This is a genomic window from Dulcicalothrix desertica PCC 7102 (assembly GCF_003991905.1).
Taxonomy (GTDB): Bacteria; Cyanobacteriota; Cyanobacteriia; order Cyanobacteriales; family Nostocaceae; genus Dulcicalothrix; species Dulcicalothrix desertica.
The window spans coordinates 1-24,958 of sequence record NZ_RSCL01000060.1 but is presented as its reverse complement, the minus strand read 5'-3'; the positions used below and the strand labels follow the sequence as shown (position 1 = coordinate 24,958).

Below are 24,958 nucleotides of genomic sequence, written 5' to 3'. Positions count from 1 at the left end.
CTATTTCTTCGTCATCCTGAATTTTTGCTTTTTTCTTGGTTGTAATCTTTTGTACTTCAAATTGAAGTGCGGAATGTGGGATATAAAATACAGGCACATACAGACTCAAGTACCAGGAACGTACTGTACTCGAAACCTTTGATTTGCTCCACCAACGCACGTGTACTGGACAGCCGAAGCATAGTCAGAAGAAGAAACATTATTTATACTCATGCAGCGCCCACTGTACTGCGACCAAGTGGTGAATGGCTTCCCAGCCCACATATCATACTTATTCGATACTTTCCACTCAGGTTTGCGTGCATCAGACGAGCCGCTTTCACACCCGTCCTGCTTCAATACATCATTTTCGCTGTTGCTATAAACCCAGATACAGAGCTTTGAGTGCCGATTCCTAAACTTGCGGACACTTTGCCCGTTGCTATCAGTACTCATGTGTAAAATTTTCCAGTGCTGGGCGCCAAAGTTACCTTTACTCATTTGCACGATACGAGTACCTACATTCTTGGAATGGTTTTCAGGCATAAGCGCTTTACCACTATGCTCCGCAATAATCCAGTAGAAAATATCCGTAGACCCCGTATGTTTGAACTCGATACCGAGATCACGGTTCTTATTAGATTCCTTAGTACTCGAATCCCAGAAAAAGACCCACAAAAAGCGAAAGCCGGGAGGTAGCAATCAGTTTGGGGGTAAAAGAAAGGGAAAGGCAGACCCTACTGAAGCTCAAGTTATACTTGAACGAGAACAAATGAAGGTTACTCAAAAAGGGGCATTCACCGTGGCTCCGTAACTGGTTATGGTAATGATTTTTCAGTTATTACCAGTTTTTATCAGGTTTTTTAGTAGGTGCTGAGTATACACCTGTAATATCTGCTAAATCAGTTGTTCTCTACGACAGAATCGCTTGGACTTTAATTTAAATTATTGGGATTATAAAGTATGGCGCCTGTGACGTGTAACAATTATCCATGACTAACCTTGAGGCGCCTATCTTTCACTTTATACTTATGTACTATACGATAGTACAATCTGTAATGGCGCCTGCATTAAATAGCTTTATTAATCGTTGGTTCAAGTGTTTCAGTATTTGCCTTGCCAAAACCAGAAAATAATAATACAGGCGCCTGTACAGTCAATCATTAGCAATCTCCACTACTTATTTCATAGCTATATTCGTATATATTAATAATTTATTGTAATACTCGCACTAAAAATCACACTTATAATAAGAACTTGTACATACAGTAAATCAGAATTTAGCTAAGTATGATTAAACTTCTTTTAGCAACAACAATATGCTTGTGTTCAATTTTACCAACTGTTAAAGCTAGAGCGGCTAATTTTACTTTTAACCCAACTGTTACGTTTGAAGTTGGAGATGGCTTCTCTCCCGGAACTTTTGATGGTCAAGGAGACACAGACGCAGTTTTTCCTGGTAATTTTGATACAGTAGTGCTTGGTACTTTCGGAGAGAACAGTGAGAATGCCGAGTTTAATCTAAGTGGACTTTCTATACCTGTTGAAGAAACAATTGCAAAAGCTACTTACCAAGTAACAGTTTTACCAAATTTAACGGGTGGTTTAGGAGTTAGTAATATAAGACCTTCTGGGTTAACCGTGCGTGGATATGTAGGTAATGAACAACCTGATGAAGAGGATTTTCAAGCTGGAACTATTTTAGATACTGCCAAGGTTTCGCCAGAATATATTGAGGAAACCTTAAACTTCGATGTAACTTCATTTATTCAAAATATAGTTAGCGATGGCAAAAATATACCAGGTTTTGGTATTCGTGCCCAAAACATTGGAGCAATCACTTTAGACCGTGGCACCTTTTCTGGTAAAGGGCCAAAATTACTAATCACTACTGCTTCAACTAAAACCACGGTTCCTGAACCAAGCTCAACATTTGGTATTTTAGCGTGCGCTTTTTTAGGCAGACTGATACTTAATCGTAAGTCGCAGTTTCTGATGGTTAAGACTACTAAATAGCGAACGTTGCAGCTCTCAAGGTGGAAAATGGCGCCTGTAACCTTTAATGAATATCAATTTGCAGTTAAAGAACTTGAACCAGCATTCGATGCAGCCAACGTATTGCGTTTAGGAAAAGATATTTTCTACCTTGTCTCCGATAGCGGTAATAAATACGGCGCCAAATGGCTGCAAACATTTTTAGGTAACGAATACTGAGTGCATACCTGTGACAATATTTACTCTGGATTTCATGTAGATACTACTATTACGGTTGTTCGCCCTGGTTTGGTGGTAATGAATGCAGAACGAGTTGGTGAGCAGAATCTACCCAGTTTGTTTAAGGGATGGGATATTATTTACATTGAGCAAATAGTTGATACTGGTTATATAGATACAGCTTTATGCTCCGAGTGGATTGGTATGAATTTCTTGATGGTTAATCCAAATTTAGCAGTTGTCGATAAAAATCAATATCCTTTAATTCGAGAGCTTGAAAAGCGCAACGTTGATGTAATACCCCTCCAACTCAGGCACTCAAGAACACTGGGAGGAGGATTTCATTGCGTAACTTTAGACGTGCGGCGCCAAGGTTCTCTAGAAAATTATTGCGCTTGAATAAAGGCGCCTCCGGATGGCAGTTTGTATTTAAATATTCCTTGCTCGCTTAATTATTACCACAGGTGGTTTAACGCACGGTGCCGATAATTTACTCTAATATGTATTAAACTGTTAATTAAAGTAATCAAGGAGCGATAAAAGTCATGCGATTACATTTTCTAAAACGAGATGTTCAAACACTACTTGAACATTCTAAAAAGTCTGAACGGTATGCATCTACATATGAAGGCGAAAGGACAAAGCGACCACAGTTAGTAATTGTAGGGGATGAAGGTATATATCTTATGTCTACTAACGGCAAACCAAGCTTATTAGAGGACGGCGTCCTTGGCGAACCAACTCCAGATAACCCTGCATTTGTAGTGTTTGCAAAAGAATGCAATCCGAAAACACTGCCATTTGAGGAATGGCGCCGTATAAAAGAACAATCATTTGGTTCAGATGGAGTTTATTTTTTAGGAGCAGATTTTATTGAAGCTGCCTTGCTTAAACCAGGTGAATATATCCAACTTGAAGTTACCGAAGAGGAAATAGACGCATTATATTAACTATCAATTTATTTAATTATGTACTATATGCTAGTACGCTATGAGAACAATTTGTTACTCGGCACCTATCGTTTTTGAGGGTAATTATTCACAGGCGCCTTCTCCGAGCCAAAAAGCGCGCACATCAGACATTAAACTTCGGCGCCTCAATGTAATCTTTATTATTAGCACCCTTTTTCATTAACAGGCGCCTTTAACCAAAATTGTTATCGATACCTTCAATTGCTGATATTACCGCACGCTTGTACGCATCAGTAGTAATGTCAATACCCTCGCAAGCCTGAGCAAGGATTAATGCTTCTAGACCATCAATGGCACCGTTATATGCAGGCAGTGCTTCAAAATTCCGTTCTGATACGGCTTCTCTTTCATCACATTTGAGTCCTACAGAGGTCATTGAACAGCTGCCCCCAGGAGTGTACTCAATTTCAATAAACTGATCGAGACCAATAGATATAATGTGCTTCATAATTGGGGCGCCTGTGACGTGTAACAATTATCCCTGACTAACCTTGAGGCGCCTATCTTTTATCTTTGTATAGATGAAGCATTGGGTAATTGTCGGTGCTGTATCATATTTCTTTTTTACAATCACCGAATACTTAATATGATGCATAAAACAGGCGCCTAATATTTTAATAAATACTGGTCGTTTCGATTCTTTTTAAAAGACAAGTATAAATTTATGTAAAGGTTTTCGGCGCCCGTTTCCGTTTCTTGGTGCCGTCTGGTAAATCAAACTCAATGGCTGAGTTAAAATCAACTTCCAATACTTCCAATTTCTTTACAACTAAAGAAACATGAACTTGTGTAAGCTCTGCAAAATGCTTTGATAAACCATGTAGTGTAGGTCTTGAGTGTCTTATATTACTTTGATGAGTGATGTCGTTTATACGGTCAGCAGCCTCAGAACAATCCAGTATAAATTCTGCCAAGCGATGAATATCACCGGGAAATAAAACAGCTATGTCTTTAAGTTGGGATAAATAAACTATTGTTCTTGTTACTCTCATAGCGAACAAATTATGAACAATCCTGATTTTACTTTGTTTTAGGGCGCCATCAAATATAGAGGCGCCGTTTCCCAAAGAATTATTACTCTTGTGATTCAACATCTGAGTCTCTAAGATACCTACTTCTCCTCCAGAAAATTATCCATACACCGTTCTGCCAAAGCGGCAATAGTTAATGAAGGATTAACACAAGCGGTTGAACCGGGAATAAAAGCACCATCAACAACAAACAAGTTCGCGTAACCTTTAACTTTCATGTACGAATTGCAAACACTACCAACTGTAGCGCCTCCAAGTGGATGAACAGAAGTACTAAAGTCTAATGTTTGCGAATTGGTTATACCACTAGCTTGGTTGAGTTTCTGATATGTGGCTTGATATGCTTGGGTTAATTTTTGATTGTTTGCTGAGTTTTTAGGCCAGAACAAGTCGGTGGAGTTTGTTTTCGCATTGTAAGTTAACTTTCCTTCTGGCAAAGTAATTCCTTGAGCCAGAGTCGCATAAACACCTTCTGGCAACGAAGAAAAAGGAATTTGTTCGATTACTACAGGGGCAATTGGGTTATCAAAGTCTTCTATTCCACCGACTGCGGGACCTCCTTGTGTAGGATTGGTTTGACCCGAATTTGTAGCCACAAGCAAGATCGAATCACCATTAGTTCCCCAATTCATTCCTACGTTGTTATTCAAACGACGTAGTTTACCGTTGTACTTCGCTCGCAGTAACAATTCAGTAGTTCCGATTGAACCAGCAGCTAAGAATAGATAGCGACAAGTAAAACTTTTTTGAGCAATTACTGTTCCTTGCTCATTAATTTGATTACAAACAACCCGAAAACGTCTTTGATTAAGTTCCTCAATTTCTGTTACCACATGTAAAGGTAAGATTTTGGCTTTACCAGTAGCTTCTGCCATACTCAAATAATTCTTATCTAAGCTATTTTTGGCGCCGCTGTTCATGCCATATAAAACTTCACCCACAATTGCAGAAGGTACTTTCTGACCAGTGATTTCTTGACGAACAATATCCCAATCAACATTTATATCAAGTTTGTTTACTTTTAAGTTTGCCTTTGCTGCTTGTTCTAAGAAAGTACGGGCAGCTAAATAGTATTTAGTTTGGAGAATATCATCTGGTATGGGGGAAGGCTTAAGAATTGAACGTACCCGTGGGTAGTAAGTACTATCAAGTTCCTCGTAATTAATGCTGCGAGGAAAGACCTTGTAAAAATTTTCTCTTGTCGGTTGGTAAATAACAGCATTGTAAACTAAAGAACCACCACCTACACCTGCTCCTCGCAAAACATTAATACCGTCCCCAACTTTAATGTCAAGTACACCTGTATATACGTCAATCGGAACATTGTTAGAAGCTACTGCTGTAGAACTTAACCACGACGAACGTCCATCTGGCTTTGCTCCCGTAGAGAAAGTATCTCCCGCATCGGTAATTAACCATCGGCGCCCTCTCTCTAATACAATTGTCTCAATTCCTGCTTGGGCGAGACGTAGCGCTGCGACTGCTCCACCAAACCCGCTACCAATAACTATTGCTTCAACGTTATTTTCCTTGTTGGAGGCAGAAGCACTAATTGCTGAAACTCCAATAGATGCGCTAGCCAAGAGTGAAGTTTGAATGAATTGGCGACGATTTATTACCCTGAACATACTAAATTCTCAACAGTGTAATTTTATCTAAGTATTGTGAAATCTTATATTGATAGGCGCCTTTAACAACCAGAAGGGTGTTTTGGACACTAATGTTTTTAGTTATTCCGTGCATGTACTAAAAATAGTACAAATGGATAACAATTTATTCTCATCTCAGATAATAAGACATTTAAAAGTTTATTGATAGAAAATTTTTACAGGCGCATTAATTAAATTATAAGGTTACAATTTTTAATATTTATTGAGGCTCACAACTTAACTTTAGTTGAGTCTTTGCACTGAAAATAAATGCAAAAATATGCATCTCTGAGGGTACTGATTAACAGGCGCCCTGCTAATCAACACTTCACACAGACCAAAATACTATATAGCTAAAAAGTAATGATTAAATGTATCGATTGTAGAAATCAGTAGGCCCCTCGAAACTCACGAATCGGAACGCGGTTACATGTCCCGGAGGGGAATTATTATGTGGCGCCTAACACAGCGCCCTTTAACCAAAATTGTTATCAATACCCTCGATTGCTGATATTACCGCACGTTTATACGCATCAGTAGTAATATCAATACCCTCACAAGCCTGAGCAAGGATCAACGCTTCTAGACCATCAATGGCGCCATTATATGCAGCGAGTGCTTCCAATGTTCCTTCTGATACGGCTTCTCTTTCATCACACTTGAGTCCTACGGAGGTCATAAAACCGCTACCACCAACAGTATATTCAATTTCAATAAACTGCTCGACACCAATAGATATAATGTGCTTCATAATTAGGGTGCCTGTATTTCATACTTAAATATTTTTCATCATAAATGACTAAAATCATACTTTATACTGAGCCATTCATACGCCGGACTCACATACAAAATTTGTAATTTATTTATATATAGATGGAATCTTGGGTTATTATCGCCACTGTATCATATTTATTTTTCCTACTTAAGATAATGTAAAAGCAGGCGCCTAATAATCTTCTCATCAGTACTATAAATAGTACAGTTTAGGAACCATTGGTTCTCATTTTCAACAAACGGCGCCGCTTAACGCATGGTCAAGCAGTTTGATTGACCTATATATTGACGCAAGCGAAATGTTACTGTTGCTTCTCTAACATACTAAGAAGAGCGATTATACTGATGGAAACAATTATTAGGCACCGAATAAACTACTTAGCACAAAGAAAAACGGCGCCTGCTCTTTTAGTGCATGAAGGCAATGCAGTATCAGCATGATTGTAGTGGGCGCCAAGCAAGTTATATATTCACCAAACTAATACGAACTAGCAATGACTTCATATGCCTGTCCAGCAATAAAATTGCTTACATCGTCGTGATAAAATACCAGCAATAAAGGCAATGTTGCAGCTTCAGCAACTAGTTCCATTGGGACTGTAAAAAGGCTACCAGGTCCCGATACCGCTATAGTAAATACAACACCAGCAGCAACAGCAGCACTTGCAATTTCTAGTAAATGCGAATTAGTTTCATCTCTTAATGCTGCATTAATACGTTCGATACCTTCGCGCGTTAAATTAACGGTGACCTGCACAATTTCTCTTGCATGTTCAACAATATAATGTGCAGCCTGATTAGCTATTTCTTGAAGTAAAGCTTCTTTTAGATAAGGCCAAGCCCAGTCCTTAAACTTTATTACTGCTGGAATTAATCCCCTAATTCTGCTTATTTGAGCATTGGCTGGTTCGGGGTTAAAGCCTGCCAAAACCGTACCAACACTAATACTAATGAATGCTCGTCTTGTAAAAAGTGTCATTGTAGAATCTCCCTATACGCAATCTAATTAAAATTGAAGCAATCGGGATAATCGCTTCATATATACTTACTTGCAAATAGCAAGAAGCTATTTATGCAAAAAGTTATAATCACGCTCAAAATCTACCTTTTGACATAAGTACAAATCTATTATAAAGAGTAAGCGCATTTAATTTTGTAATGATACACAAACTGTATGAACTTTTTTTAGCTATTTCTCACAAAGTAAACACCCTACCGCACAGGCGCCGCGCACATCTTCATGGAAACGATACAGTGAGCAGCGTAAACATTGACTTACGTTTGGATTCAAGAAATTAATGCTCAAACAGGCGCCTGACTTTGTAAAAATTATGAAATAGTAGTTGTTGCAAGTGAAGTTCACAAAACTTTGCTTCTTGTCCCATTTTACGAAAACCCGGCGCCACTTGCTGCCAACTTACGCACAACCACGCTAAAATATTGAACTGTTTTGTAATCGGCTTCAACAAATGCGCGAGTATCGCTGTACAAGGAATGCCCTATACCAGCATGACTGTGCTGGACGTAATGACCTGCGGGAACGTCAGGGACATTATATCTGGGCTAGGAATGAGGAGGAAGCTTGGCAGAAAATGGCAGTTCGGTATCCAGAAGAAACCACAGCGGGGTTTACCGTCGAGGAATGGCAAGGGGGAGATGTAAAGGTAGTGGAAGTTAAAAGGGATAAGGATGGGAATGTAATTGAGGAGTGATGGCGCCGGATTGGATACCAATTCTACCTCTCGGTCACCGCCTGTATAGATTTTATAGGTAATAACAACGTATCTTCAATTTGTTTACGAACATCGCGGTTAACATAACAATCACTATTAAGACATTCAACAAGTAACTTATTGGCGCCGTGATATTTTTTCAACAGTTCTTTTTGAGAGTCAGTAAACTGCCAGTCATGACCAATATTGCGATGTTCAATCATAATAGCCCTTAGTTGTTCTGTCCAATTGGCGCCGTTCTCTTTCCACCATTGTTTGAAAATATCATAATTTTCTCTTGGATTAGGCAGTTCAGTTTTTAACTGCTGCAACTTGTGCTTCAATTCGTCTTCAAGAGCGGGGTCTCGGTCGAGGTCTCGGTCGAGGTATCGGTCGAGGTATCGGTCGAGGTATTGGTCTTTGGCGAGCATGAGGGCGAGTTCTCGGCCGAAGTCTCGTTCTACGTATCGGGCGAGGTATCGGGCGAGGTCGAAGTCTCGGTCGAGGTATCGGGCGAGGTCGAGGTCGAGGTCGAGACCGAGGTCTTGGTATCGGCGGTATCGGGAGAAGTTGAGACCTCCGCCGAGGGATAAATAGTAAGCACGCACAGCAGCAGGTTTATAAGGCGCCTTAACCGAATTAGATTTTTCCTCAACCCAAGCAAGAAACTGCTGGAATTTTTGATCACCAGCTAAAAGCCCATCAATCTGTTGTTTCATCAATTGTAACAATGAGTCCGCATTAACTAACATTCCCACAGTTAACAAAAAAACTTCACGCCAACGTGTTTAGATAATATGAGTACATAAATCTAGTAAAAGTTTATTATTACCTGCTTCTTTAATTTTTCTTGCCGTGAAGTACTCATGAAAAGTCAAATGTGAGAAAGAGTAAATACCGCGCGCGCGTTCCACAAACAAACCATGCTGCGCTTCGATTGATTTTAATACTGCTTCACAATCAAGCTGTAGCGCTTCTTCGTCATCACTATAGTCAGGTAAATTGCGAATATATTCAATAATACGTGCTTCAACTTCTTTTTGCTTGAAGAAATATTGTCCCTGCTCAAAAGTTGAATAAGCGACTTGACTTAATAAATCTTCCTTGCGTTTGAGGGATAGTTTCTTGTATACTTGGTCGCGTTCAATATTGCGCTTCACATCCCACTTCTTGAGTAGTACATCTAAACCTTCTTTATAAAGCTCAGAGCGATTTTTAGGAAATTCCGCCGAATCTTCAAATACCAAACACAGTAACGTTAATAACAGTGGATTCGTTGCAAGTTCACAAATTGCTTTATCGTCTTCTAACTTTTCAAAAAATTTTGTAGCTTTTACTGTGTCCTTTTTAGCAGTAAACCACTTTTGACTAAAAGATTTAATTTGTTCATCATTAAAATCAGCAACTTCGACTTCAGTAAACTGCCCAAAAGTATATTCCTTCGCAGCAATGCGACAAGTAATAACAAATTGATTCACAGGATAATCATTTGTAAAATCTTGAATCAGCTTTAAAACCCGCGCGCTATCAGTTTCTCGTACTTCATCTAAACCATCCAGAAGCACAAGCAACTTACCTTGTTTTAATAGTTGTTCTGCGGAATTTATACCAGTATCCGTATTGGTTGTAATATTATATTTAATAAATATTTGATTTAAATACGTTAATAAATTAGGCTGGTTCCGCGCCTCTGCGAAATCTTTGAGCGTGATAAATAAAGGAATAGATTGTTCTTGAAACTTGCCTTTTATACACGAATACGCTAAATACTTAAGAAAAGTTGTCTTCCCAGCACCAGGTTTACCCAAAATCATTAGCTTGGAGTATTTTGCTACCGCTTTCAAACCTGGTACTCGTTCGAGACGTATCCCTCCTAAGCTAAATCTCTCAAAATTTTTTACAGACACATTTTCAGTTAATTCTTCTATAGATGCTCGTCTACGTCCAGTAATTTTTTCCAAAATGTTAACACTGGTGTAAATATGATCTAACCCTATTGGCTGCGTCATATCTAGTACACGCATACCGCAACGTTCTTCAATATCGGCGCCAATCTTCTCGCGTGCAGTTATTACTAACTCATCAATATGTATAGTCTCAGTTAATAACTCCTGTCCGGGCGCCGATTGTTCGTTACTTATTTCTTGCCACTTAAGTTCCAGTATGTTGCAGATACTAACGAATATTTTACGGTCTACTTTCTCACCACCGAAAAACTTAGTAACAGGCTGTCTTGATATTGTTAACTCGTTAGCTAAATCTTCCTGACTCCATTTTTTTGCTGTTATCGCATTTTGAGCCAAATGGATACCCTCATCACATGCTTTTAGCGACCTTGTTCCCATAGTTCAGCACAAAAAACTATATCAATTCTAGATTAAAATTCAAAGTCACGCAAAAAGTAGGCAGAAGTCAATCAATGCTTGTGCTGATGTTTTCAGACCAAACCTTAATACTTAAAACAGTTGGAACTAACAACCCTTATCTAAGTAAATTATTACCCTGTATGAAAAACAACTTAGTTTCAAAAACTCGTAATTCCCTGTGGGTGCTAATCATTCTTACACTGCTGGCACTGGCGCCGAGCTTGGTTATTCTCCTAGACAACAACTGTAATTCTGTCAGTTTGGTAATTAAAGCATGGGGGTTAGAGTACCGACTCTTTGAAGGCGGATGCGACATACAACCCAAACAATAAGAGTAAGCCAAAAAATGAATGATCCTGTAGTGTCATGCTGAGGAACGAAGCATCTTAAAGCGTTATGTTAACGTATTTTTTTCGCAGAGTAAAATATCCGCGAGATTCTTCACTGCGTTCAGAATGACATTGGGCATTTTTTTTCTTGGAGTTCTCTAATACTTAATTAGCAATATCGGCGCCCTCTGTCTAATACAATTGTCTCAATTCCTGCTTGGGCGAGACGTAACGCTGCAACTGCTCCACCAAACCCACTACCAATAACTATTGCCTCAACGTTATTTTCCTTGTTGGAGGCAGAAGCACTAATTGCAGAAACTCCAATAGATGCGCTAGCCAAGAGTGAAGTTTGAATGAATTGGCGACGATTTATTGCCCTGAACATACTAAATTCTCAACAGTGTAATTTTATCTAAGTATTGTGAAATCTTGTATTGATAGGCGCCTTAACGGTAGGACAACGGAGAAATCAACAATTACCTCAGTAGATAATTCTATAACTGAAGCAGGCGCCCAATAGTATTTCCTTGTGTACTATTTATTAGTACATTTTGAGAACAATTCGTTCTTACTTGCTTATTGGCGCCTACTTACTAGTTCGCATTGAAATCTTTTACGCACGGGAATTTATTGGTACAGGCGCCTACTCGCTGCCAAATTACGCACAAAAAAGCTAAAATGTTTCGCGTGTTTTAAATTGGCGAATGGCAAATGCGAGAGTATCGATGTACCAGGAATGCTTTATATCAACATGATTGTGCTGGAGGTGACGACATTAGAGAACGCCAGGGACATTACATCCACGCGAACAGCGAAGAGGAGGCGTGGCAAATTATGGCAATGCGGTATCCAACTGAAACGACAGCAGGGTTCACCGTTGAAGAGTGGGAAGGTGGTGATGTGCAGGTAATTGAAATAAAACGGGATAAGAACGGTAACATTATTGAAGAGTAAGGCGCCGTTGTTATTGGCGTATGCCTAAAAATTCTGTACTGGCTTTTCTGCATGTTTTTCCATTGCATCTAAAATTGCAGTAATATCACTTTTGTATCTATTTACTAAATTTGCATTGGGATATGTTATCCAAAATTTAAAAGTTCTTCTATCTAAGGTGAAAACTGTATCATTATCAAGGTTACTTTGTTTATCACTAACACGAACAGTTTTTATGCCATCTTCAGCAGATGTTACTGAAACATAAGATAACATTTGATTATTTGTATCGTACCTCGTGATAGTGAAATATTGCTCACCATCATCCATTGAGGTGTGATGGCATACTGATGCTTCTTGATCTACTTTCTCCACTAATCTCTGGTAAGGCGAATTACAATGACCATCATTCACCTGAGCCATAGCAGAATTTGGCAAATAACAACATATTATGAAGAAAGTACTAATTAATTGTTTTTTCATATCATTATTAATTTAACTATACTCTTTTTAAATATTAAGCATTACAACAGGCGCCTATAATTCATTTAAATCTTGGGATATTTTACAGCTTTGGAAACCGAACGCTGGTTCACATCTATTAAATAAACTCCCTTTGCGGTGTAAAAGTAAAACTTTGAATTTTGTTTAACAATCTTATCAATTGTTAAATTTGTAAGCTCCATGTAATTAGCGTCGTCCATCCCAGTAGCTGGATAAGCACGTCCGTTGGTTTCTATTTGATATAGTATTCCTCCTGCTGTTACGGCTAAATAAGAGTAAACACCTTTGTCCATAACGCCGTGTAGGATAATACTTTCGCCTCCTGTACGACGAAGAATATTAGCAAAACTAGCATCATTTTTATGACGTGAATTATAAATCAAGCCATCTGGTAACTTTATGCGTAGATGACTAGGAATTTTAGTATTATCAAAGTTTCCTCTTCGACTTGTCACATATTTATCTAGTAAATTGCTTTGGTGCTGCAATTTTTTCCAATTGATTTTAACTGGTTTAACCGCAGTTTTTGACAATATTGAATTATCATAATTTTTGTACACAGACTGCTGTGCAAATGTTTTGGCAGTAATGAATGGAGTAGTTAGTAATACAATTGTTACTAAAGTACATTGAAGGAATTTTATCTTATTCATGGCAGTAAAAAATTATAATACTCTTTGTAGCATAACGGCGCCGTAACTTAGTATCTCGTTGGCAAAGAAGTAGTACAACCACCCTGCTTTAGTTTTCTCTTTGTATCAGCAGTAAAATACCAATCCCTTGCAGGCGCCGTGTTCATGCTATGGGAGCAAGTTCATTTATAGCGTTAAGGTCTTGAGAGTATTACGTAATTACCACCAAGAAGGGTATTAATATTACTGTATCTCCATCCTGACTTACCCTGCTCATTCAACGTAGATTGGAGAGATGATTGTGAAATATTACCAGGTATTGCTACGACTTTGTATTCAATTACTGGTCTAGACTGAGCTTTTGCAGTCATACTCTGTAAAGGTGAAAAAATAGAAATTACAGCAAAAATTAATGTTGCTACTATTCCGATGTTCAGCAAAGATTGCTTTTTCATACTTAATGTGTTTTCAGTTATATGTAAGTTGTATTTAAACTTGTTTAGTCGCGAGATGTCCAAGTTCGCAGCTTGGTAAGTACAGGCTTATTCGGTGTAGATAAAGAGAGCCTGTACTGCGTCATTGGTACATACGAGCCATTACCACCAGCGACGGTTACTAGAAAAGCTGCTTTGTTGCGCGCGTCATTGGTAACTTCGTGAATAAAAACAGAATCTATCGGTTTTAATTTTAAATGTCTTGCCTGTTTGAATCCCGGTTTAGAAATACAGACAATTGCGGCGCCGTCTTCGTATCTAGCAGAATAAAGCCAGTAATTCTCTCCTCCTACTTTGAATTCTGATTTGTAGAATATACGATATCCATCGTCTGGATGGATTTGTTGATGGTTTCTACACTGACTATCAACAATTGTTTCTTGAGCTATTGTTGGACTATTAGGGAATAATCCAACTATTAAACTGATAGTCAACCCAACTGTAAGGTGTTTTATCGACATAAGAGTGTTGATTGATTTTGTAGTTAAATTATGCTTGGACAACTTGAAACTATTTTCGGCGCCTCGTTACCGACAGAATTAAACAGGTATTCTAAACTGCCTATTAATTTTTTGTCTCATTTTAGCTGTAGGTCTATAAGTAAAATCCGGTGGGTCATTGTGAGCGTGATAAACTTGCCATTGACACTGGCTTAAAATCATACGCATCAAACTGATATCAGATTTTGAAATAGGAATAGTTTGACGGTTAGATAAACGCTTACCGCTAATTTTACCGTTTACTTTTATATCCAAAGCCTGTGTAAGCTCACATATTCTCATACCTAGGGAATGTATACCATATCCACTACATCCACTTTCTTGACAAGATGATATAATTTCTCGAATTTCTTCTTTAACTTGTCCAACAGATTTGATATGTTTAGCTACTTTTTGTACTTCAGGAGAATTGGCTGATGCTATTTGAGAGCTAAACGCTATACCAGAGATAGCAGAAATAAGTATGATACTTTTGATAATCTTCATAGTTATTGGAAGTAGTAAATATTTGAATTAATCTTTGATACCGTTTCTCTGGTCGTACAATGTCGGCGCCTATAAAGCAAGATTCAAGACCAGTCCAAACAGTTTTTCGGCGCCGCTATACCCTCAGAGTATTTATACTTATTGAAATTTTTTAAGCTTAGTTCTGCTCGACGATACCTGACCAAAGGGTTCGCTTCTCCTTGAATGTTAATATTTATTAAGCTAGAAGAAGCTAATCTCAATTGCCCATTATCAGCGCTGTTCCATTTTTTGAGTTGACTTCCTTTAAAATCAGAGACTAAACTCAACGCGCGCGCTCTATTTTATAAATTAATAATATGATAGTCTTGCGAGAAAATACTTATTTTTCTCAGTTCAAATAAAAATGATTAAATTACGGCGCCACCATTAGATAATCAAATATATCTGTCATTTATACTCATTTAAACTATGAGATGCAGTTCATATAAGGACTATAACGATTAATACGATACCTTATCAATAGGCGCCGTAACTACTGTAGAATCAGTCATCACCTGTACAATGGCGCCGCTGCAAACCCTTGATAACACGTTATTTTTAGCAAACAGGCGCCGTCATAAAAAAATATTTCCTCGTTGACCCTCATATTCTCTTCGCAATGTTCCCAAATAATATGTAGGAATACTTTGATAGTATTAAACAAAAAATATAGATTGACAATCTAAAATGTTAGTATAATAAAAAAATTTAAAGTGGCGCCACTTACTTCTCAAACATTTAAAGTTCACACATTCAGTGTTGTAAAAGTTACTGTAGAATACTGGCGTCGATTTTAATATTTAGGCGCTTGTTTGATGTGAAAGCGCATTCTTATTATTAATGAGGAAGAGTAATAGGCGCCCATCACAATGCTTCGGCTGTTACCAATCCTGATTAATTATTTATATACTAAGCGCGATTATCTTTGTCTTGGCTTTTTCGGATTTGTTTGTGCTGGAATACAATCGTTCTTTGTAGGGTTGGAGGCTTGAGCGGCGCCGATATTTATATCACGAATTGCGACTTTACCATCTATAGAATTTGCCGATGCATTAGCTGCTGGAATATTATAATTAACTTCAACAACTGCTAAATTAGTCACTTCCCGTGGTATCTCAAAGGTATAAATTATTTTTGTAGGAACACCCTCAATTAGATTTGCAGCTAGTGGTTCACCGTCCTTGGATATTGATTGACCGATTTGGGTTTGTTTTGCAATATATTGATTACCATTCGTATCAATAACTCTACCTCTAGTTTGAGTACTCCAGCTAATCCATAGTTTTCGATTCTCTTTTTTTAGATTTGTTGCTAGAACATCACAAGCAACATTTTTACCAACTCTTTTACAGCCTTGAACTCTAAATTTCAAATCATTGTCTTCATCAACCTCTTCTTTTGACTGCTTTATACCTTGTGCAATGCTTGTGGAGCTAGCATTCACCATCGGTAAGTACGACAAAGCAACAGTTGCTACACTCACTCCGGCGCCGAACATCACGGTAGATAAGGCAATCACTTGAACAATATTCTTTGTACGAAGCATAAATTATACATTTGGGTTTAACGAGAAGTATAGTCTCACAACACTCTAAAAAGTTCCTCAAATAAATTTATACCGTATTTAAGGCAATGTTTTATACTTGTGTGGGATTTTAGGCGCCTGTTTGATGGAGGCGCCGATGTACACATAGTCTCTCTTTTTTCTCTTGGTTGGTGTCACTAAAAACTAAATCGCTGTTTTTTGTGGTTTACCCGTAACAGTACTAGAACGAAGAGTACTAATACCCGATGAACCAGATTCCACGTCTATTTTTACAGTTAAAGAATCTAGAACATCAGCTAATTTGTAGTCAATTCCATATGGTGTGGGAATTAGCTCTGTAAGTAAAGACTTAACCAAATTTTTGTTTAGAATCTCCCAAAAATCAGTCTCGTTAGGATATTTTACCAGGAAATTCTCAATATATTTCTCAATCGGCAAAAAATCTGGATACTGAAAGGGGTCTGGAACTCCAATTCCATCAATATAGTCATAGCTGACTTCAATATCAACAACCGCTTTTCCTTGATGCTCAATTGCATAGTCATCGATTTTGAAAGACCAACTTTCATCAAAATCAATAGTTATAGGTGCCGGTGATGTTACAATCTCTGCATCTTTAATTGTAGCGATAACAAAGCTATTCTTTCGATCAATAGTATAGCTGTTTTTGTTATCAACAAGGTTAAATACAACAGTTTCGTCCCCTTCCACAACATTATCTTCATATGCTCCGACTGCCAAAGAAGCAGTTTTAGCACCTGGGGCAATATCGATTAAGAAAAAAGCGCTACCGTTTTCTATAGCAAATGATGTGTCTGTAATGTTGCTGCTTTGTGACTCAAAACCTACAACAGATGCATCATCAGAACCACCATCAGAGTCACTCACTAAAAATTTCAGTTGCAAACCTCCTTTTGGTGCAGGTGTACTTAGGTTAAATGAATATACCAACGGTATCCCACTTCCTTCAACAACTGTTGTTGATGAGAGTGTCACACCAACCTGCGGTTTTTCACCGTGTTTTACGTGATTACAAATCGAATTGGGCTTAAAGCTGTTATCTATTTCTAAACGCAGCACTTCGCCTTGTCCAGCGGTAAAGCCCTTGTTAGAAATATAAATATCACCATCAGTACCAATTTCTATACCTGTGGGATTAATTAGCTCATCATTTGTAAGCGTCGTGCGAGTTCTACCATCTGGAGACACATAAATCAAGGCGCCTGTGTCACTGCCATTCAAAATACCATCCGCGTCGTACTCTAGAACATATAAACCACCGGACTTGTCAAAGGCAATATCAGAAATATTGGTAAAACCACCTGCATAAACTTCGGGTTGACCATCAGCATTAATGCGATAAACTTGCGCTGTCCCTGTTTGAAAAGGAAACCCAGTCAATTCGCCAACATAAAGGGCGCCATCGGGACCAACGGTGACTGAAGTGGGGACAGATTGCCGCACCACAGTTTTACCTGTGAGGGGATCAGTTGTGGAACGAGCCGGAAAGACAGTTTCTAAATTAATTTCGCTGCCAAACGCGCGAACGGATAGCAAATCATTGGCGCCTGTATCTAAAACATAAGCCTTATTGTCCTTAATCAGCAAATCGTAAAGGTTAGTATTTACGTCTTGTCCATCAGGGTTATTGTTTTGTTCATAGGCGCCGAAATCCCTTAAGAGAGTCCAGGAACCACCATCATCAAAACTATCAATTGCAATCAACTGGCTAAAATCAGGAATTTGTAAAAGATTATCTCGATTAGCTGGATTACTGGCGAGACCTACAATCGCATAGGCGTTTCCATCAGCATCAAATTCAATATCATGGACACCTGATGCATCTGACCCATTGGGGAATGCTACCGATGGTAGTCCGGTGACAACTCGCTCCGCAACACCGTTTTGAATTCGGGTAATTGCACCCGTTGCGCCATAAAACAACGAGGCGCCTGGTAGACTTGGAGACGGAATACTGGCGCCTGTTCCCCCTCGTCCTGCTTCCGCAACATAAAGGGCGCCCGATGGGCCAAAGTTCAATTTACGTGGACCGTCCAGACCAGATGCTAGCACCTCAATTTCTGATATCTGTGGCGTTCCCACTGTCACATACGCTTTTTTACCAATTATTTCACTGCTGCGACCCAAATTAAAATTTAACTCCTCAAATGGCGCCGTTTGAGCCGAGCGAACGTTAGAACTGCTGTTATTCAAAGAATTGTCTATGATAACACTTGCATTCTGTTGATGATACATAGGGTTTTCTGTCCTTGAAGTTACATAATTGTGTTTCAAAGGTACTTATGGGCGGCAATAGAGTTTGTTTATGCAAAGAGAACCTCTCTACACAAAAGTATATTTTTTTACTAGTACGTTAAAATTATGGACAATGAATAAAATAATACTTGCTCCTCTTGGAGTTCCCCAGATAACTTTATTCCGTATAGTCGGCAATATCTGATACTAAGATGTGAGATTTTAGGCGCCTGTTTTATGGAGGCGCCAACATTAAAAATATCAAGGTAACACCCTTGTATTTACGGAGAAAACCAAAAACCCAGCTTTAATAGCCGGGTTGGTTTTGCGGTATGCCCGCGCGCTTTAGTATAAGAAGTAATAATAATCGTTTGTATATTAACTACTACAACTGCTGTTTTTATGATTTCGGAAAAGTTAAAGTTTATTTTTAGATTCCGGGCGCCTGTTCTTCCATACTTAGATTTACCTCTGTCAAAACAGAGTAAAATGACACTCTATACTTAGATATTTAGACGTGCCTTCTCACAAACAAACCTATTATCAGTAAATATGGCGCCACTTCTAGGGCAGGCACCTCACATCTATTTTTCGCAACCAATTCCATTTTTATCACGTTTACAATCGTGATTATATTGACTCGTCGCTACTTCTGATTCATCGCTTAACTGCTTATAATCATTTAAACAACACCGCTGTAATCCACTTCAATTGTCCACACACTTCAGGAGAACTCATGTTTGACCACGTCAAATTTGGAGTTAGCAACTATGCAGCGAGCAAAGAGTTCTTCCTCAAGGCACTCGAACCGCTCGGCGTAGTCGTTGTCTCGGAGGGTTCGCCGACATACGGTGTCGAGATTAGCTCAAAGGATAATACTTCATTGTGCCTGTACCAAACCGAGGAGAAGCCAGCGCATCTTCACTTGGCGTTCACGGCCCTTAATCGCCAGCAAGTCGAAGCTTTCTATCGCGCGGCTTTGAAGGCGGGTGGCAAAGACAATGGTGCGCCTGGTCTGCGCCAGCACTACCACCCAAACTACTATGCAGCTTTCGTCATTGATCCGGACGGGCATAACATCGAAGTGGTTTGCCACGAACCCGAAACCTAACCCTTCCCTGACGGCGCCTCAAAGTAATTAAAATAATGCTTATTATAAATACAGGATTCTTCCCTGACGGCGGATTATATGTCAAGCGATAATCATAGCAACAAAGCTTCAACAAACATGGTGCCAGAAGCCGCTAATATCGGGTTAATGCGACCTCCTTTTATATACCTGGGCGCCATCACTTTGGGTGTGTTGCTGCATTTTACATGGTCAGTACGGTTCGTGCCTCCTGCCGTGAGCGTGCCGCTCGGTTGCATTACAGTGCTTATCGCCATAGCTCTGTTCCTCTGGGCTGTTCGCGAGTTTCGGATTGCCAACACACCCGTGCCGGGTAATCGTCCCACCACCGCTATTGTACGCACTGGACTATATCGTTGCAGTCGCAATCCTATTTATCTGTCTTTTTCACTGCTCCAGCTTGGAATCGCATACTGGGTCAACAGTCTTTGGCTACTCATTACCCTCATACCAGCAGTGGCGCTAATGTCGTTCGTGGTCATTCCACGAGAGGAACAATATCTGGAAACTCTCTTCCCGTTGGATTACCTATCCTATAAAGCTTCTGTACGTCGCTGGCTGTAAGCAGCAGCCGAACAATAGTTTATTGAAACCAACGTAACACTACAATTTGTAAATTAATACTTTATTAGTAGGCGCCGTAACTAGTGTACGATGGCAGATTAGCAAACCCTTGATGTTAGGCGCCGTTATCAGATAAATATTTTGCTTTGACTGGTGATGTTGAAGCTATGATTCAATCTTGCATTGCGATGGACGAACAACATCGTCTTGCTATTTCTAGAGCAACAGATAACTCCAGATAAATTGAATAAAGATAGAACATAATGTTCGGCGCCTCTAAAATTTTTGCCACGATATAAACTGATTAAGTTTCAGGCGCCTGTAATGTGGCGCCTATTTTATGTAAATTTATTTCTTACTTTCAATGAAATTTGTGACATCATCGACTATACGATTAACTATTCTGTATGAACAAATACCAACACCAAGAACAAAACCTTGTAAAGCATATTCTGCAACGGTCGGCGCCTCTAAAAGTTTTGCCACAACAAAAATAACAAAGGAAGTGATGAATATGATGGCGCCTATCAGTAAACTGGGAGCTATTACAAACTTATCTTCTGTAGTTGAGACTTTTGATTTTATCATATATACAAAGTGCTTAATCAAAGTAGTTGCACGGACTCGATTTGATATTCTTGCACAAAATATATTAAGTGACATTCTTATATATACGGAGAAAACCAAAAACCCAGCTTATAGACTGGGTTTGATTGCGGTATATCCGCACAAGTTTAATATAGGAAGTAATAATAATCGAATAATATTAGTTGCTACAACTGCTGGTTTTGTGATTTCGGAAAAGTTAAAACTGATTTTTAGATTCCGGCGCCTGTCTTTCATACTGAGACAAATATTCACTAACCAAGAATAAAATCATACCTTATACTGAGGTTTTTATACGTCTGACTTATATTCATAAGTTTTTATCAAAATATGGCGCCAGGTATATTGTATATTAACGAGGAAGTGAGTTACGAACGTATTAGCTATGGGTGAGACAGTAGCAATAGAGGGTTACTATTAAATAGTACTCATAAAGGAGCAGAAAAAGACTATGCTGCACACAGATTTCTTTCAACAAATCAAGCAGGTAGAAATCCCTTGGGGTAGTACAAAAATTTCCCTACCAATCTTCTATTATGATGTTGCCACCCTTTCTGTGCAATTTTTAGCCTCGATTGAAAAGGTACGTCAATTTTTGCCCTCTAAAAGGATGCACCCGTTTCGAGTTACACCTTGGCATTGTGTTGTCTCTATCTCAGCGTTTGAGTATCGACATAGTGATATTGGAGCTTACAATGAAGTATCAATTGCAGTACCAGTGATATTAGATAAATCTTCTCCCTTATTTATAGGTACTCTACATAAAGTCCCGACCGTCCCACAAGTCTATATCCATCATCTACCAGTAACAACAGAAATTGCTAGGGACTTAGGTGTAGAGTTCGCTGGTTATCCCAAGTTTTTAGCAGATATTACTTTTGAGAGGGATGGAAAGTGGGTCAGGTGCCACCTTAAAGAAGCAAATCAGTCTATTCTCACCCTAAGTGGTCAAGAGGGAGTGTTACAAAATGTTCCTCGCTCACGAATGCAACCGATTACCGTAAGGTCTGGGTATTTGCTTCGTTGCGATGTAATCGTAAGTGAGCGACAGTGTTGGAGTCATCGAGACTCTTCTAGGGTAAGTCTTGAACTTGGAGAGCATTCCATTGCCAAAGAATTAAAAGAGTGGAACTTAGGCAAGATTATCGGTTATCAGTATGCACCGCAACATCAAGTTATTTTAACGCCAGTGATTGAAAGTTTTTCAGTAATCTGAGACGCTTCGAGGCAGGAACGTGCGCTCCGGAGGCAAATTTGTATGCACGTTAAGATTGTAAACGCAAGTCTTTAAATCTTTACCTTACAGTAGTTTCAGCCAATTATAATTTAGATTTTTTTTATCCGTTTTTGATCTGGCGCCTGTCTTCCATACTTAGATAAGTACCCATCGCTAATGAATACATTAATACTTAATACTGATGTTTTAATTACAATAACAGTTGTGCTAATTATTACTTTGCCACATAAATTAAGTAAATTCGGCGTCGTAACTCCATCCCACCAATAGCTAACATAGTGGAATGTTTATCACGTAGTGCATCGTCAACGACTCAGGGCTAAAGCCACTGAAGCTCTCTAGCGATTGCTTGAAGTTTAAGGTTTTGGTTTTAGTTGACCAGACTCAGTACTTCGTTACTATGTTATTGGTAAGAGTTAAAGACCTACTCCGAGATGCGTAGCTAGTCTCGTGACCCTAGAACTGAACGATTAAATAGACTTATTGAGTGAAAGTCAGTGTCGTTTGGATAGTACCGACCAATAACTTTGTCGTTCACGAAGTGTCTCCCCTTGGGAGAAGCTAACATTACTTTGAGTAGAAAAGGCGATTCTCGGCATACAGAGATATGGATAAACACTACTCCTCTGTTTATCCAAAGAGAGCAAGGGGAAAGATTCAATCAAGTTAAAACTTGTTGGGTCGCTTCCCTCTCAGGTCGCGCATTCTCTGAGTTTCCCGCATACCATGTAATCTTATGATAAAACCGAGAGCTTCCCGACGAATACCAGACTGTACAAGATGTCGTTTTTACTGTGGAAACCCTTATCTATTTTGTGCAGTCGTCCCCGATGGTCCAGATGGTGAAACTTGCCCTTACTTCGCTCCTGACCCAGACGCGGAGGAACCCGAACTTTGGGAACCAGAAGGCGCCAGATATATAAACAACGAGTTAGTAATAGAGCGTATTAGTTATGGGACAAGGCAGGCGCCGCAACATCTCACCACAGAACAGCAGCTGCATATAATAGATAACCATCCCTTATTTACTGGCAAGTGCCCACAGTGCGGTCATACCTTTAACCGTGACTACACTGCTATTATCCACTTCGATTGTCCAGAATGTGGATGGGTCGATGATAGTATTTAGTGGCAACAGGCGCCTATACACTACAATTCCATTAATTATCGGGCGCCTAACATTATTACTATACTTGTATCAAATCTTACCATTCTCTACTTTAACTGTAAAATCTGGTGCGATTTGGACGTTCATACTGCGGTATCCTGGCTCGAAATAACCTTGTTTGCCAGAAGAATAGTTTTTACCAGCAACGTTAAAATTTACAGTTACGCTTGATTCACCTGAAGGTCTAACAGAAATTGATTTTTTCTCATTAATGCTAACCTTTCCAATTTGAACTGAAAAATCAGTACCTGAAACTACAACATCGTTTAAGATACTTTTAGAATTATTAGTGATGTTAATAGCCGTAGGTCGATAGTCTTTGGAACAAGACAGCAAAGTTATTGTACAAATTGCGAGACTAAAAATAGATTTACTACTTATATTCATAAAATTATTACTTTATGTTAAATGATGACTTTCTTCCTCAGTACATTTACTAGACTATTTTTATTCTTCAAGACTAGCCTAAGTAAACGGCGCCTGTACTCACAAGAATCACGACTTCATTAAACTTGTCCCTGAATAATTTTAATTTAGTTATATAGTTTTTAATAAATTCAATGAAAGGAGCAAGTGCTAGGTATCCGAAGTTATAATAGGCACTAATTACTAAATAACTATATATTCATACTACAATTCTAAGTTTTTATCGGCGCCTGTTCAAAGTGATTAAAATAATGCTTATTATAACCAAAGGACTACAAATGTATTATTTAGCTCAGGTTAATGTCGGCGCCACTCCTGCAACCTTGATTGGTTTAGCTTATATTCTTCTAAGTATCGTTTACTTCTTTTTCATGATAGCTTGGCTAGTTCCACGTTTTCATAGACTTAACCCAAGCGCTATCACTATGTACATTCTACAAATTATATTTATAAGTAATAAGCTGTTAACAAAGTTATCTGCACCGAAATTCCCCGTCCATTCATGGCGGGGATGAAAGCACACAGAATGACTTTAGCCATCAGTCATGCTATGATTTCTAATCATTTGTTCAAGATATTCACTTGCACTCATACTGTTGAGTGCTGCTAGTTCTTGTATTTTGTACCAGGCTGTATCTGTAAGCATAACACCACGTTTTTTCTTCGGTTCATCGTATAAAACTGGTTGCTCTCTAATTCTTTTTTTTCCTTTTCCTGTTGACATTTCTAGAACATTCACCTATACTAGATGTTACATAAAAGCTAAAGGAGGTGAGTAAAACTTGCTAACAAACTATGTGTATAAACTTCAACCTAATGAAAGTCAAAGTACCGGAATGGGTCGTTGGATAGACATGCTTAGGAGTCATTACAATTGGTGTTTGAATGATAGGATATCTCAGTATAACCAAAAATTTATACAAGGTGAATACTGTGATGTTAGAACTAAAGCTCCTGCTTGTCCCATAACTTGTTTTGTCAGCAAGAGTGGAGCCAGCGGAGAGCCTTGGAAAGAGGATAAAATATTTGAAGAAACATTGCAATCAATTCAAGGTGAATATTGCCAGATACTGGTAGACCTTAAAAGTCTGCGTCGTAGTGTTGGAGATATTCAAATTACTGCATTACCACAACTCAAAAAGGCAAGACCTTGGTATGCTGATATTGATTCAACAGTATTACAACAAAATGTTAAGCGGTTGGATACAGCATACGAAAATTTCTTCAATGGGCAAGGCTTCCCTTCTTTCAAGAATCGTAGTAACTTCACGTCTTTTACTTATCAAATGGGTGTAAAAGTAGATGGTAATAAAATCTACTTGCCTAAGTTAGGATGGATGCGATTTCATAACTCATATCTTGCACCTACCGCATAAACCCATAAATTCAAAATAAAAACTGTAAAATTGCAACAGTAGATAAATAGCT

35 protein-coding genes and 1 pseudogene are annotated in these 24,958 nt (G+C 38.7%); 15 read left to right on the top strand and 21 right to left on the bottom strand.

Annotation, left to right across the window (positions count from 1 at the left end; genetic code table 11):
* Positions 1 to 105: 105 nt before the first annotated feature.
* Positions 106 to 657 carry an RICIN domain-containing protein gene (locus tag DSM106972_RS49370; RefSeq protein WP_158633030.1) on the bottom strand — a complete coding sequence of 184 codons (552 nt, stop codon included), beginning with the start codon at positions 655 to 657 and terminating at the stop codon, positions 106 to 108.
* A 612-nt stretch (positions 658 to 1,269) separates the two neighbouring features.
* Here DSM106972_RS49370 and DSM106972_RS49365 point away from each other — a divergent pair.
* From DSM106972_RS49365 to DSM106972_RS49355, 4 genes are all read left to right on the top strand, one after another.
* Positions 1,270 to 1,995, top strand: a complete 726-nt coding sequence (locus DSM106972_RS49365; RefSeq protein WP_127087580.1) for a PEP-CTERM sorting domain-containing protein — start codon at positions 1,270 to 1,272, stop codon at positions 1,993 to 1,995.
* 27 nt (positions 1,996 to 2,022) lie between these two features.
* On the top strand, positions 2,023 to 2,193 hold the full coding sequence (locus DSM106972_RS54615) for a hypothetical protein (protein WP_233786953.1): 171 nt from the start codon (positions 2,023 to 2,025) through the stop codon (positions 2,191 to 2,193).
* A complete protein-coding gene (locus DSM106972_RS49360) occupies positions 2,194 to 2,592 on the top strand; it encodes a hypothetical protein (RefSeq protein ID WP_233786952.1) in 399 nt (132 codons plus the stop codon).
* A gap of 146 nt (positions 2,593 to 2,738) precedes the next feature.
* Positions 2,739 to 3,143 carry a DUF3085 domain-containing protein gene (locus DSM106972_RS49355; RefSeq protein WP_127087579.1) on the top strand — a complete coding sequence of 135 codons (405 nt, stop codon included), beginning with the start codon at positions 2,739 to 2,741 and terminating at the stop codon, positions 3,141 to 3,143.
* Between the two features lie 193 nt (positions 3,144 to 3,336).
* Here the strand turns inward: DSM106972_RS49355 and DSM106972_RS49350 are convergent, their stop codons facing one another.
* The 6 genes from DSM106972_RS49350 to DSM106972_RS52005 form a co-directional block, all read right to left on the bottom strand.
* The gene (locus DSM106972_RS49350; protein WP_127087578.1) at positions 3,337 to 3,540 is read right to left on the bottom strand and encodes a hypothetical protein; all 204 of its coding nucleotides are present in this window, start codon (positions 3,538 to 3,540) and stop codon (positions 3,337 to 3,339) included.
* A 286-nt stretch (positions 3,541 to 3,826) separates the two neighbouring features.
* A complete protein-coding gene (locus tag DSM106972_RS49345; RefSeq protein ID WP_127087577.1) occupies positions 3,827 to 4,258 on the bottom strand; it encodes a hypothetical protein in 432 nt (143 codons plus the stop codon).
* Positions 4,259 to 4,275: 17 nt separating this feature from the next.
* The gene (locus DSM106972_RS49340) at positions 4,276 to 5,823 is read right to left on the bottom strand and encodes a GMC oxidoreductase (protein WP_127087576.1); all 1,548 of its coding nucleotides are present in this window, start codon (positions 5,821 to 5,823) and stop codon (positions 4,276 to 4,278) included.
* 496 nt (positions 5,824 to 6,319) lie between these two features.
* On the bottom strand, positions 6,320 to 6,595 hold the full coding sequence (locus DSM106972_RS49335; protein WP_127087575.1) for a hypothetical protein: 276 nt from the start codon (positions 6,593 to 6,595) through the stop codon (positions 6,320 to 6,322).
* Positions 6,596 to 7,096: 501 nt separating this feature from the next.
* Positions 7,097 to 7,597, bottom strand: a complete 501-nt coding sequence (locus DSM106972_RS49330; protein WP_127087574.1) for a hypothetical protein — start codon at positions 7,595 to 7,597, stop codon at positions 7,097 to 7,099.
* Between the two features lie 316 nt (positions 7,598 to 7,913).
* Positions 7,914 to 8,087, bottom strand: coding sequence for a hypothetical protein (locus tag DSM106972_RS52005; RefSeq protein WP_158633029.1), 174 nt, complete (start codon positions 8,085 to 8,087; stop codon positions 7,914 to 7,916).
* Here DSM106972_RS52005 and DSM106972_RS49325 point away from each other — a divergent pair, their 5' ends adjacent.
* Entirely contained in the window at positions 8,088 to 8,330 is a 243-nt protein-coding gene (locus DSM106972_RS49325; protein ID WP_127087573.1) for a hypothetical protein, read from the top strand.
* A 23-nt stretch (positions 8,331 to 8,353) separates the two neighbouring features.
* Here the strand turns inward: DSM106972_RS49325 and DSM106972_RS52995 are convergent, their stop codons facing one another.
* Both DSM106972_RS52995 and DSM106972_RS49320 read right to left on the bottom strand, forming a co-directional pair.
* Positions 8,354 to 9,049: an NACHT C-terminal helical domain 2-containing protein gene (locus DSM106972_RS52995; protein WP_201800906.1), complete on the bottom strand. Its 696-nt coding sequence runs from the start codon at positions 9,047 to 9,049 to the stop codon at positions 8,354 to 8,356.
* Positions 9,050 to 9,118: 69 nt separating this feature from the next.
* Positions 9,119 to 10,675 carry an NACHT domain-containing protein gene (locus DSM106972_RS49320; protein ID WP_201800905.1) on the bottom strand — a complete coding sequence of 519 codons (1,557 nt, stop codon included), beginning with the start codon at positions 10,673 to 10,675 and terminating at the stop codon, positions 9,119 to 9,121.
* Positions 10,676 to 10,836: 161 nt separating this feature from the next.
* On the opposite strand from DSM106972_RS49320, the gene DSM106972_RS49315 reads away from it, so the two are divergent.
* The gene (locus DSM106972_RS49315) at positions 10,837 to 11,028 is read left to right on the top strand and encodes a hypothetical protein (RefSeq protein ID WP_127087572.1); all 192 of its coding nucleotides are present in this window, start codon (positions 10,837 to 10,839) and stop codon (positions 11,026 to 11,028) included.
* Between the two features lie 172 nt (positions 11,029 to 11,200).
* On the opposite strand, the pseudogene DSM106972_RS49310 reads toward DSM106972_RS49315, so the two are convergent.
* Positions 11,201 to 11,413, bottom strand: a pseudogene (locus tag DSM106972_RS49310) (NAD(P)-binding protein); the annotation flags it as partial.
* A gap of 166 nt (positions 11,414 to 11,579) precedes the next feature.
* Between DSM106972_RS49310 and DSM106972_RS55255 the strand changes: the two are divergent.
* Complete coding sequence (locus DSM106972_RS55255; RefSeq protein WP_267901244.1) at positions 11,580 to 11,705, top strand: hypothetical protein; 126 nt, start codon at positions 11,580 to 11,582, stop codon at positions 11,703 to 11,705.
* Between the two features lie 34 nt (positions 11,706 to 11,739).
* Positions 11,740 to 11,982 carry a hypothetical protein gene (locus DSM106972_RS49305; RefSeq protein ID WP_127087571.1) on the top strand — a complete coding sequence of 81 codons (243 nt, stop codon included), beginning with the start codon at positions 11,740 to 11,742 and terminating at the stop codon, positions 11,980 to 11,982.
* 24 nt (positions 11,983 to 12,006) lie between these two features.
* Here the strand turns inward: DSM106972_RS49305 and DSM106972_RS49300 are convergent, their stop codons facing one another.
* The 8 genes from DSM106972_RS49300 to DSM106972_RS49265 all read right to left on the bottom strand — a co-directional run bounded on the left by DSM106972_RS49300 (position 12,007) and on the right by DSM106972_RS49265 (position 18,400).
* Positions 12,007 to 12,444, bottom strand: coding sequence for a hypothetical protein (locus DSM106972_RS49300; RefSeq protein WP_127087570.1), 438 nt, complete (start codon positions 12,442 to 12,444; stop codon positions 12,007 to 12,009).
* A 65-nt stretch (positions 12,445 to 12,509) separates the two neighbouring features.
* Complete coding sequence (locus tag DSM106972_RS49295; protein WP_127087569.1) at positions 12,510 to 13,118, bottom strand: hypothetical protein; 609 nt, start codon at positions 13,116 to 13,118, stop codon at positions 12,510 to 12,512.
* 173 nt (positions 13,119 to 13,291) lie between these two features.
* Positions 13,292 to 13,552 carry a DUF4177 domain-containing protein gene (locus DSM106972_RS49290; protein WP_127087568.1) on the bottom strand — a complete coding sequence of 87 codons (261 nt, stop codon included), beginning with the start codon at positions 13,550 to 13,552 and terminating at the stop codon, positions 13,292 to 13,294.
* 44 nt (positions 13,553 to 13,596) lie between these two features.
* On the bottom strand, positions 13,597 to 14,052 hold the full coding sequence (locus DSM106972_RS49285; protein WP_127087567.1) for a hypothetical protein: 456 nt from the start codon (positions 14,050 to 14,052) through the stop codon (positions 13,597 to 13,599).
* A gap of 78 nt (positions 14,053 to 14,130) precedes the next feature.
* Positions 14,131 to 14,577, bottom strand: coding sequence for a hypothetical protein (locus DSM106972_RS49280; RefSeq protein ID WP_127087566.1), 447 nt, complete (start codon positions 14,575 to 14,577; stop codon positions 14,131 to 14,133).
* An 83-nt stretch (positions 14,578 to 14,660) separates the two neighbouring features.
* Positions 14,661 to 14,885 (bottom strand): hypothetical protein, encoded by a 225-nt coding sequence (locus tag DSM106972_RS49275; RefSeq protein ID WP_127087565.1) that lies wholly within the window; start codon positions 14,883 to 14,885, stop codon positions 14,661 to 14,663.
* A gap of 632 nt (positions 14,886 to 15,517) precedes the next feature.
* Positions 15,518 to 16,144 carry a hypothetical protein gene (locus tag DSM106972_RS49270; protein WP_127087564.1) on the bottom strand — a complete coding sequence of 209 codons (627 nt, stop codon included), beginning with the start codon at positions 16,142 to 16,144 and terminating at the stop codon, positions 15,518 to 15,520.
* 183 nt (positions 16,145 to 16,327) lie between these two features.
* Complete coding sequence (locus DSM106972_RS49265; protein ID WP_127087563.1) at positions 16,328 to 18,400, bottom strand: ScyD/ScyE family protein; 2,073 nt, start codon at positions 18,398 to 18,400, stop codon at positions 16,328 to 16,330.
* A 736-nt stretch (positions 18,401 to 19,136) separates the two neighbouring features.
* Between DSM106972_RS49265 and DSM106972_RS49260 the strand changes: the two genes are divergently transcribed.
* Entirely contained in the window at positions 19,137 to 19,511 is a 375-nt protein-coding gene (locus DSM106972_RS49260; RefSeq protein WP_127087562.1) for a VOC family protein, read from the top strand.
* A gap of 92 nt (positions 19,512 to 19,603) precedes the next feature.
* Here the strand turns inward: DSM106972_RS49260 and DSM106972_RS54610 are convergent, their stop codons facing one another.
* Positions 19,604 to 19,786, bottom strand: coding sequence for a hypothetical protein (locus tag DSM106972_RS54610; protein WP_233786951.1), 183 nt, complete (start codon positions 19,784 to 19,786; stop codon positions 19,604 to 19,606).
* On the opposite strand from DSM106972_RS54610, the gene DSM106972_RS56120 reads away from it, so the two are divergent.
* The 4 genes from DSM106972_RS56120 to DSM106972_RS49240 all read left to right on the top strand — a co-directional run bounded on the left by DSM106972_RS56120 (position 19,701) and on the right by DSM106972_RS49240 (position 23,065).
* Positions 19,701 to 20,093, top strand: a complete 393-nt coding sequence (locus DSM106972_RS56120; protein ID WP_411675403.1) for a methyltransferase family protein — start codon at positions 19,701 to 19,703, stop codon at positions 20,091 to 20,093. The two genes, DSM106972_RS54610 and DSM106972_RS56120, sit on opposite strands and share 86 nt — an antisense overlap.
* Before the next feature lie 373 nt (positions 20,094 to 20,466).
* The gene (locus DSM106972_RS49250) at positions 20,467 to 20,967 is read left to right on the top strand and encodes a hypothetical protein (RefSeq protein ID WP_127087560.1); all 501 of its coding nucleotides are present in this window, start codon (positions 20,467 to 20,469) and stop codon (positions 20,965 to 20,967) included.
* 183 nt (positions 20,968 to 21,150) lie between these two features.
* Positions 21,151 to 21,915 carry an acetoacetate decarboxylase family protein gene (locus DSM106972_RS49245; protein ID WP_127087559.1) on the top strand — a complete coding sequence of 255 codons (765 nt, stop codon included), beginning with the start codon at positions 21,151 to 21,153 and terminating at the stop codon, positions 21,913 to 21,915.
* 757 nt (positions 21,916 to 22,672) lie between these two features.
* Positions 22,673 to 23,065, top strand: a complete 393-nt coding sequence (locus tag DSM106972_RS49240; RefSeq protein ID WP_127087558.1) for a hypothetical protein — start codon at positions 22,673 to 22,675, stop codon at positions 23,063 to 23,065.
* Between the two features lie 69 nt (positions 23,066 to 23,134).
* Here the strand turns inward: DSM106972_RS49240 and DSM106972_RS49235 are convergent, their stop codons facing one another.
* Entirely contained in the window at positions 23,135 to 23,491 is a 357-nt protein-coding gene (locus DSM106972_RS49235; RefSeq protein ID WP_127087557.1) for a hypothetical protein, read from the bottom strand.
* A 290-nt stretch (positions 23,492 to 23,781) separates the two neighbouring features.
* Between DSM106972_RS49235 and DSM106972_RS49230 the strand changes: the two genes are divergently transcribed.
* A complete protein-coding gene (locus tag DSM106972_RS49230) occupies positions 23,782 to 24,045 on the top strand; it encodes a hypothetical protein (RefSeq protein ID WP_127087556.1) in 264 nt (87 codons plus the stop codon).
* 17 nt (positions 24,046 to 24,062) lie between these two features.
* On the opposite strand, the gene DSM106972_RS49225 is transcribed toward DSM106972_RS49230, so the two are convergent.
* A complete protein-coding gene (locus tag DSM106972_RS49225) occupies positions 24,063 to 24,254 on the bottom strand; it encodes a hypothetical protein (protein ID WP_127087555.1) in 192 nt (63 codons plus the stop codon).
* A gap of 58 nt (positions 24,255 to 24,312) precedes the next feature.
* Here DSM106972_RS49225 and DSM106972_RS49220 point away from each other — a divergent pair, with 58 nt between their 5' ends.
* On the top strand, positions 24,313 to 24,906 hold the full coding sequence (locus DSM106972_RS49220) for a helix-turn-helix domain-containing protein (protein ID WP_127087554.1): 594 nt from the start codon (positions 24,313 to 24,315) through the stop codon (positions 24,904 to 24,906).
* The last annotated feature ends 52 nt before the right edge of the window (positions 24,907 to 24,958 follow it).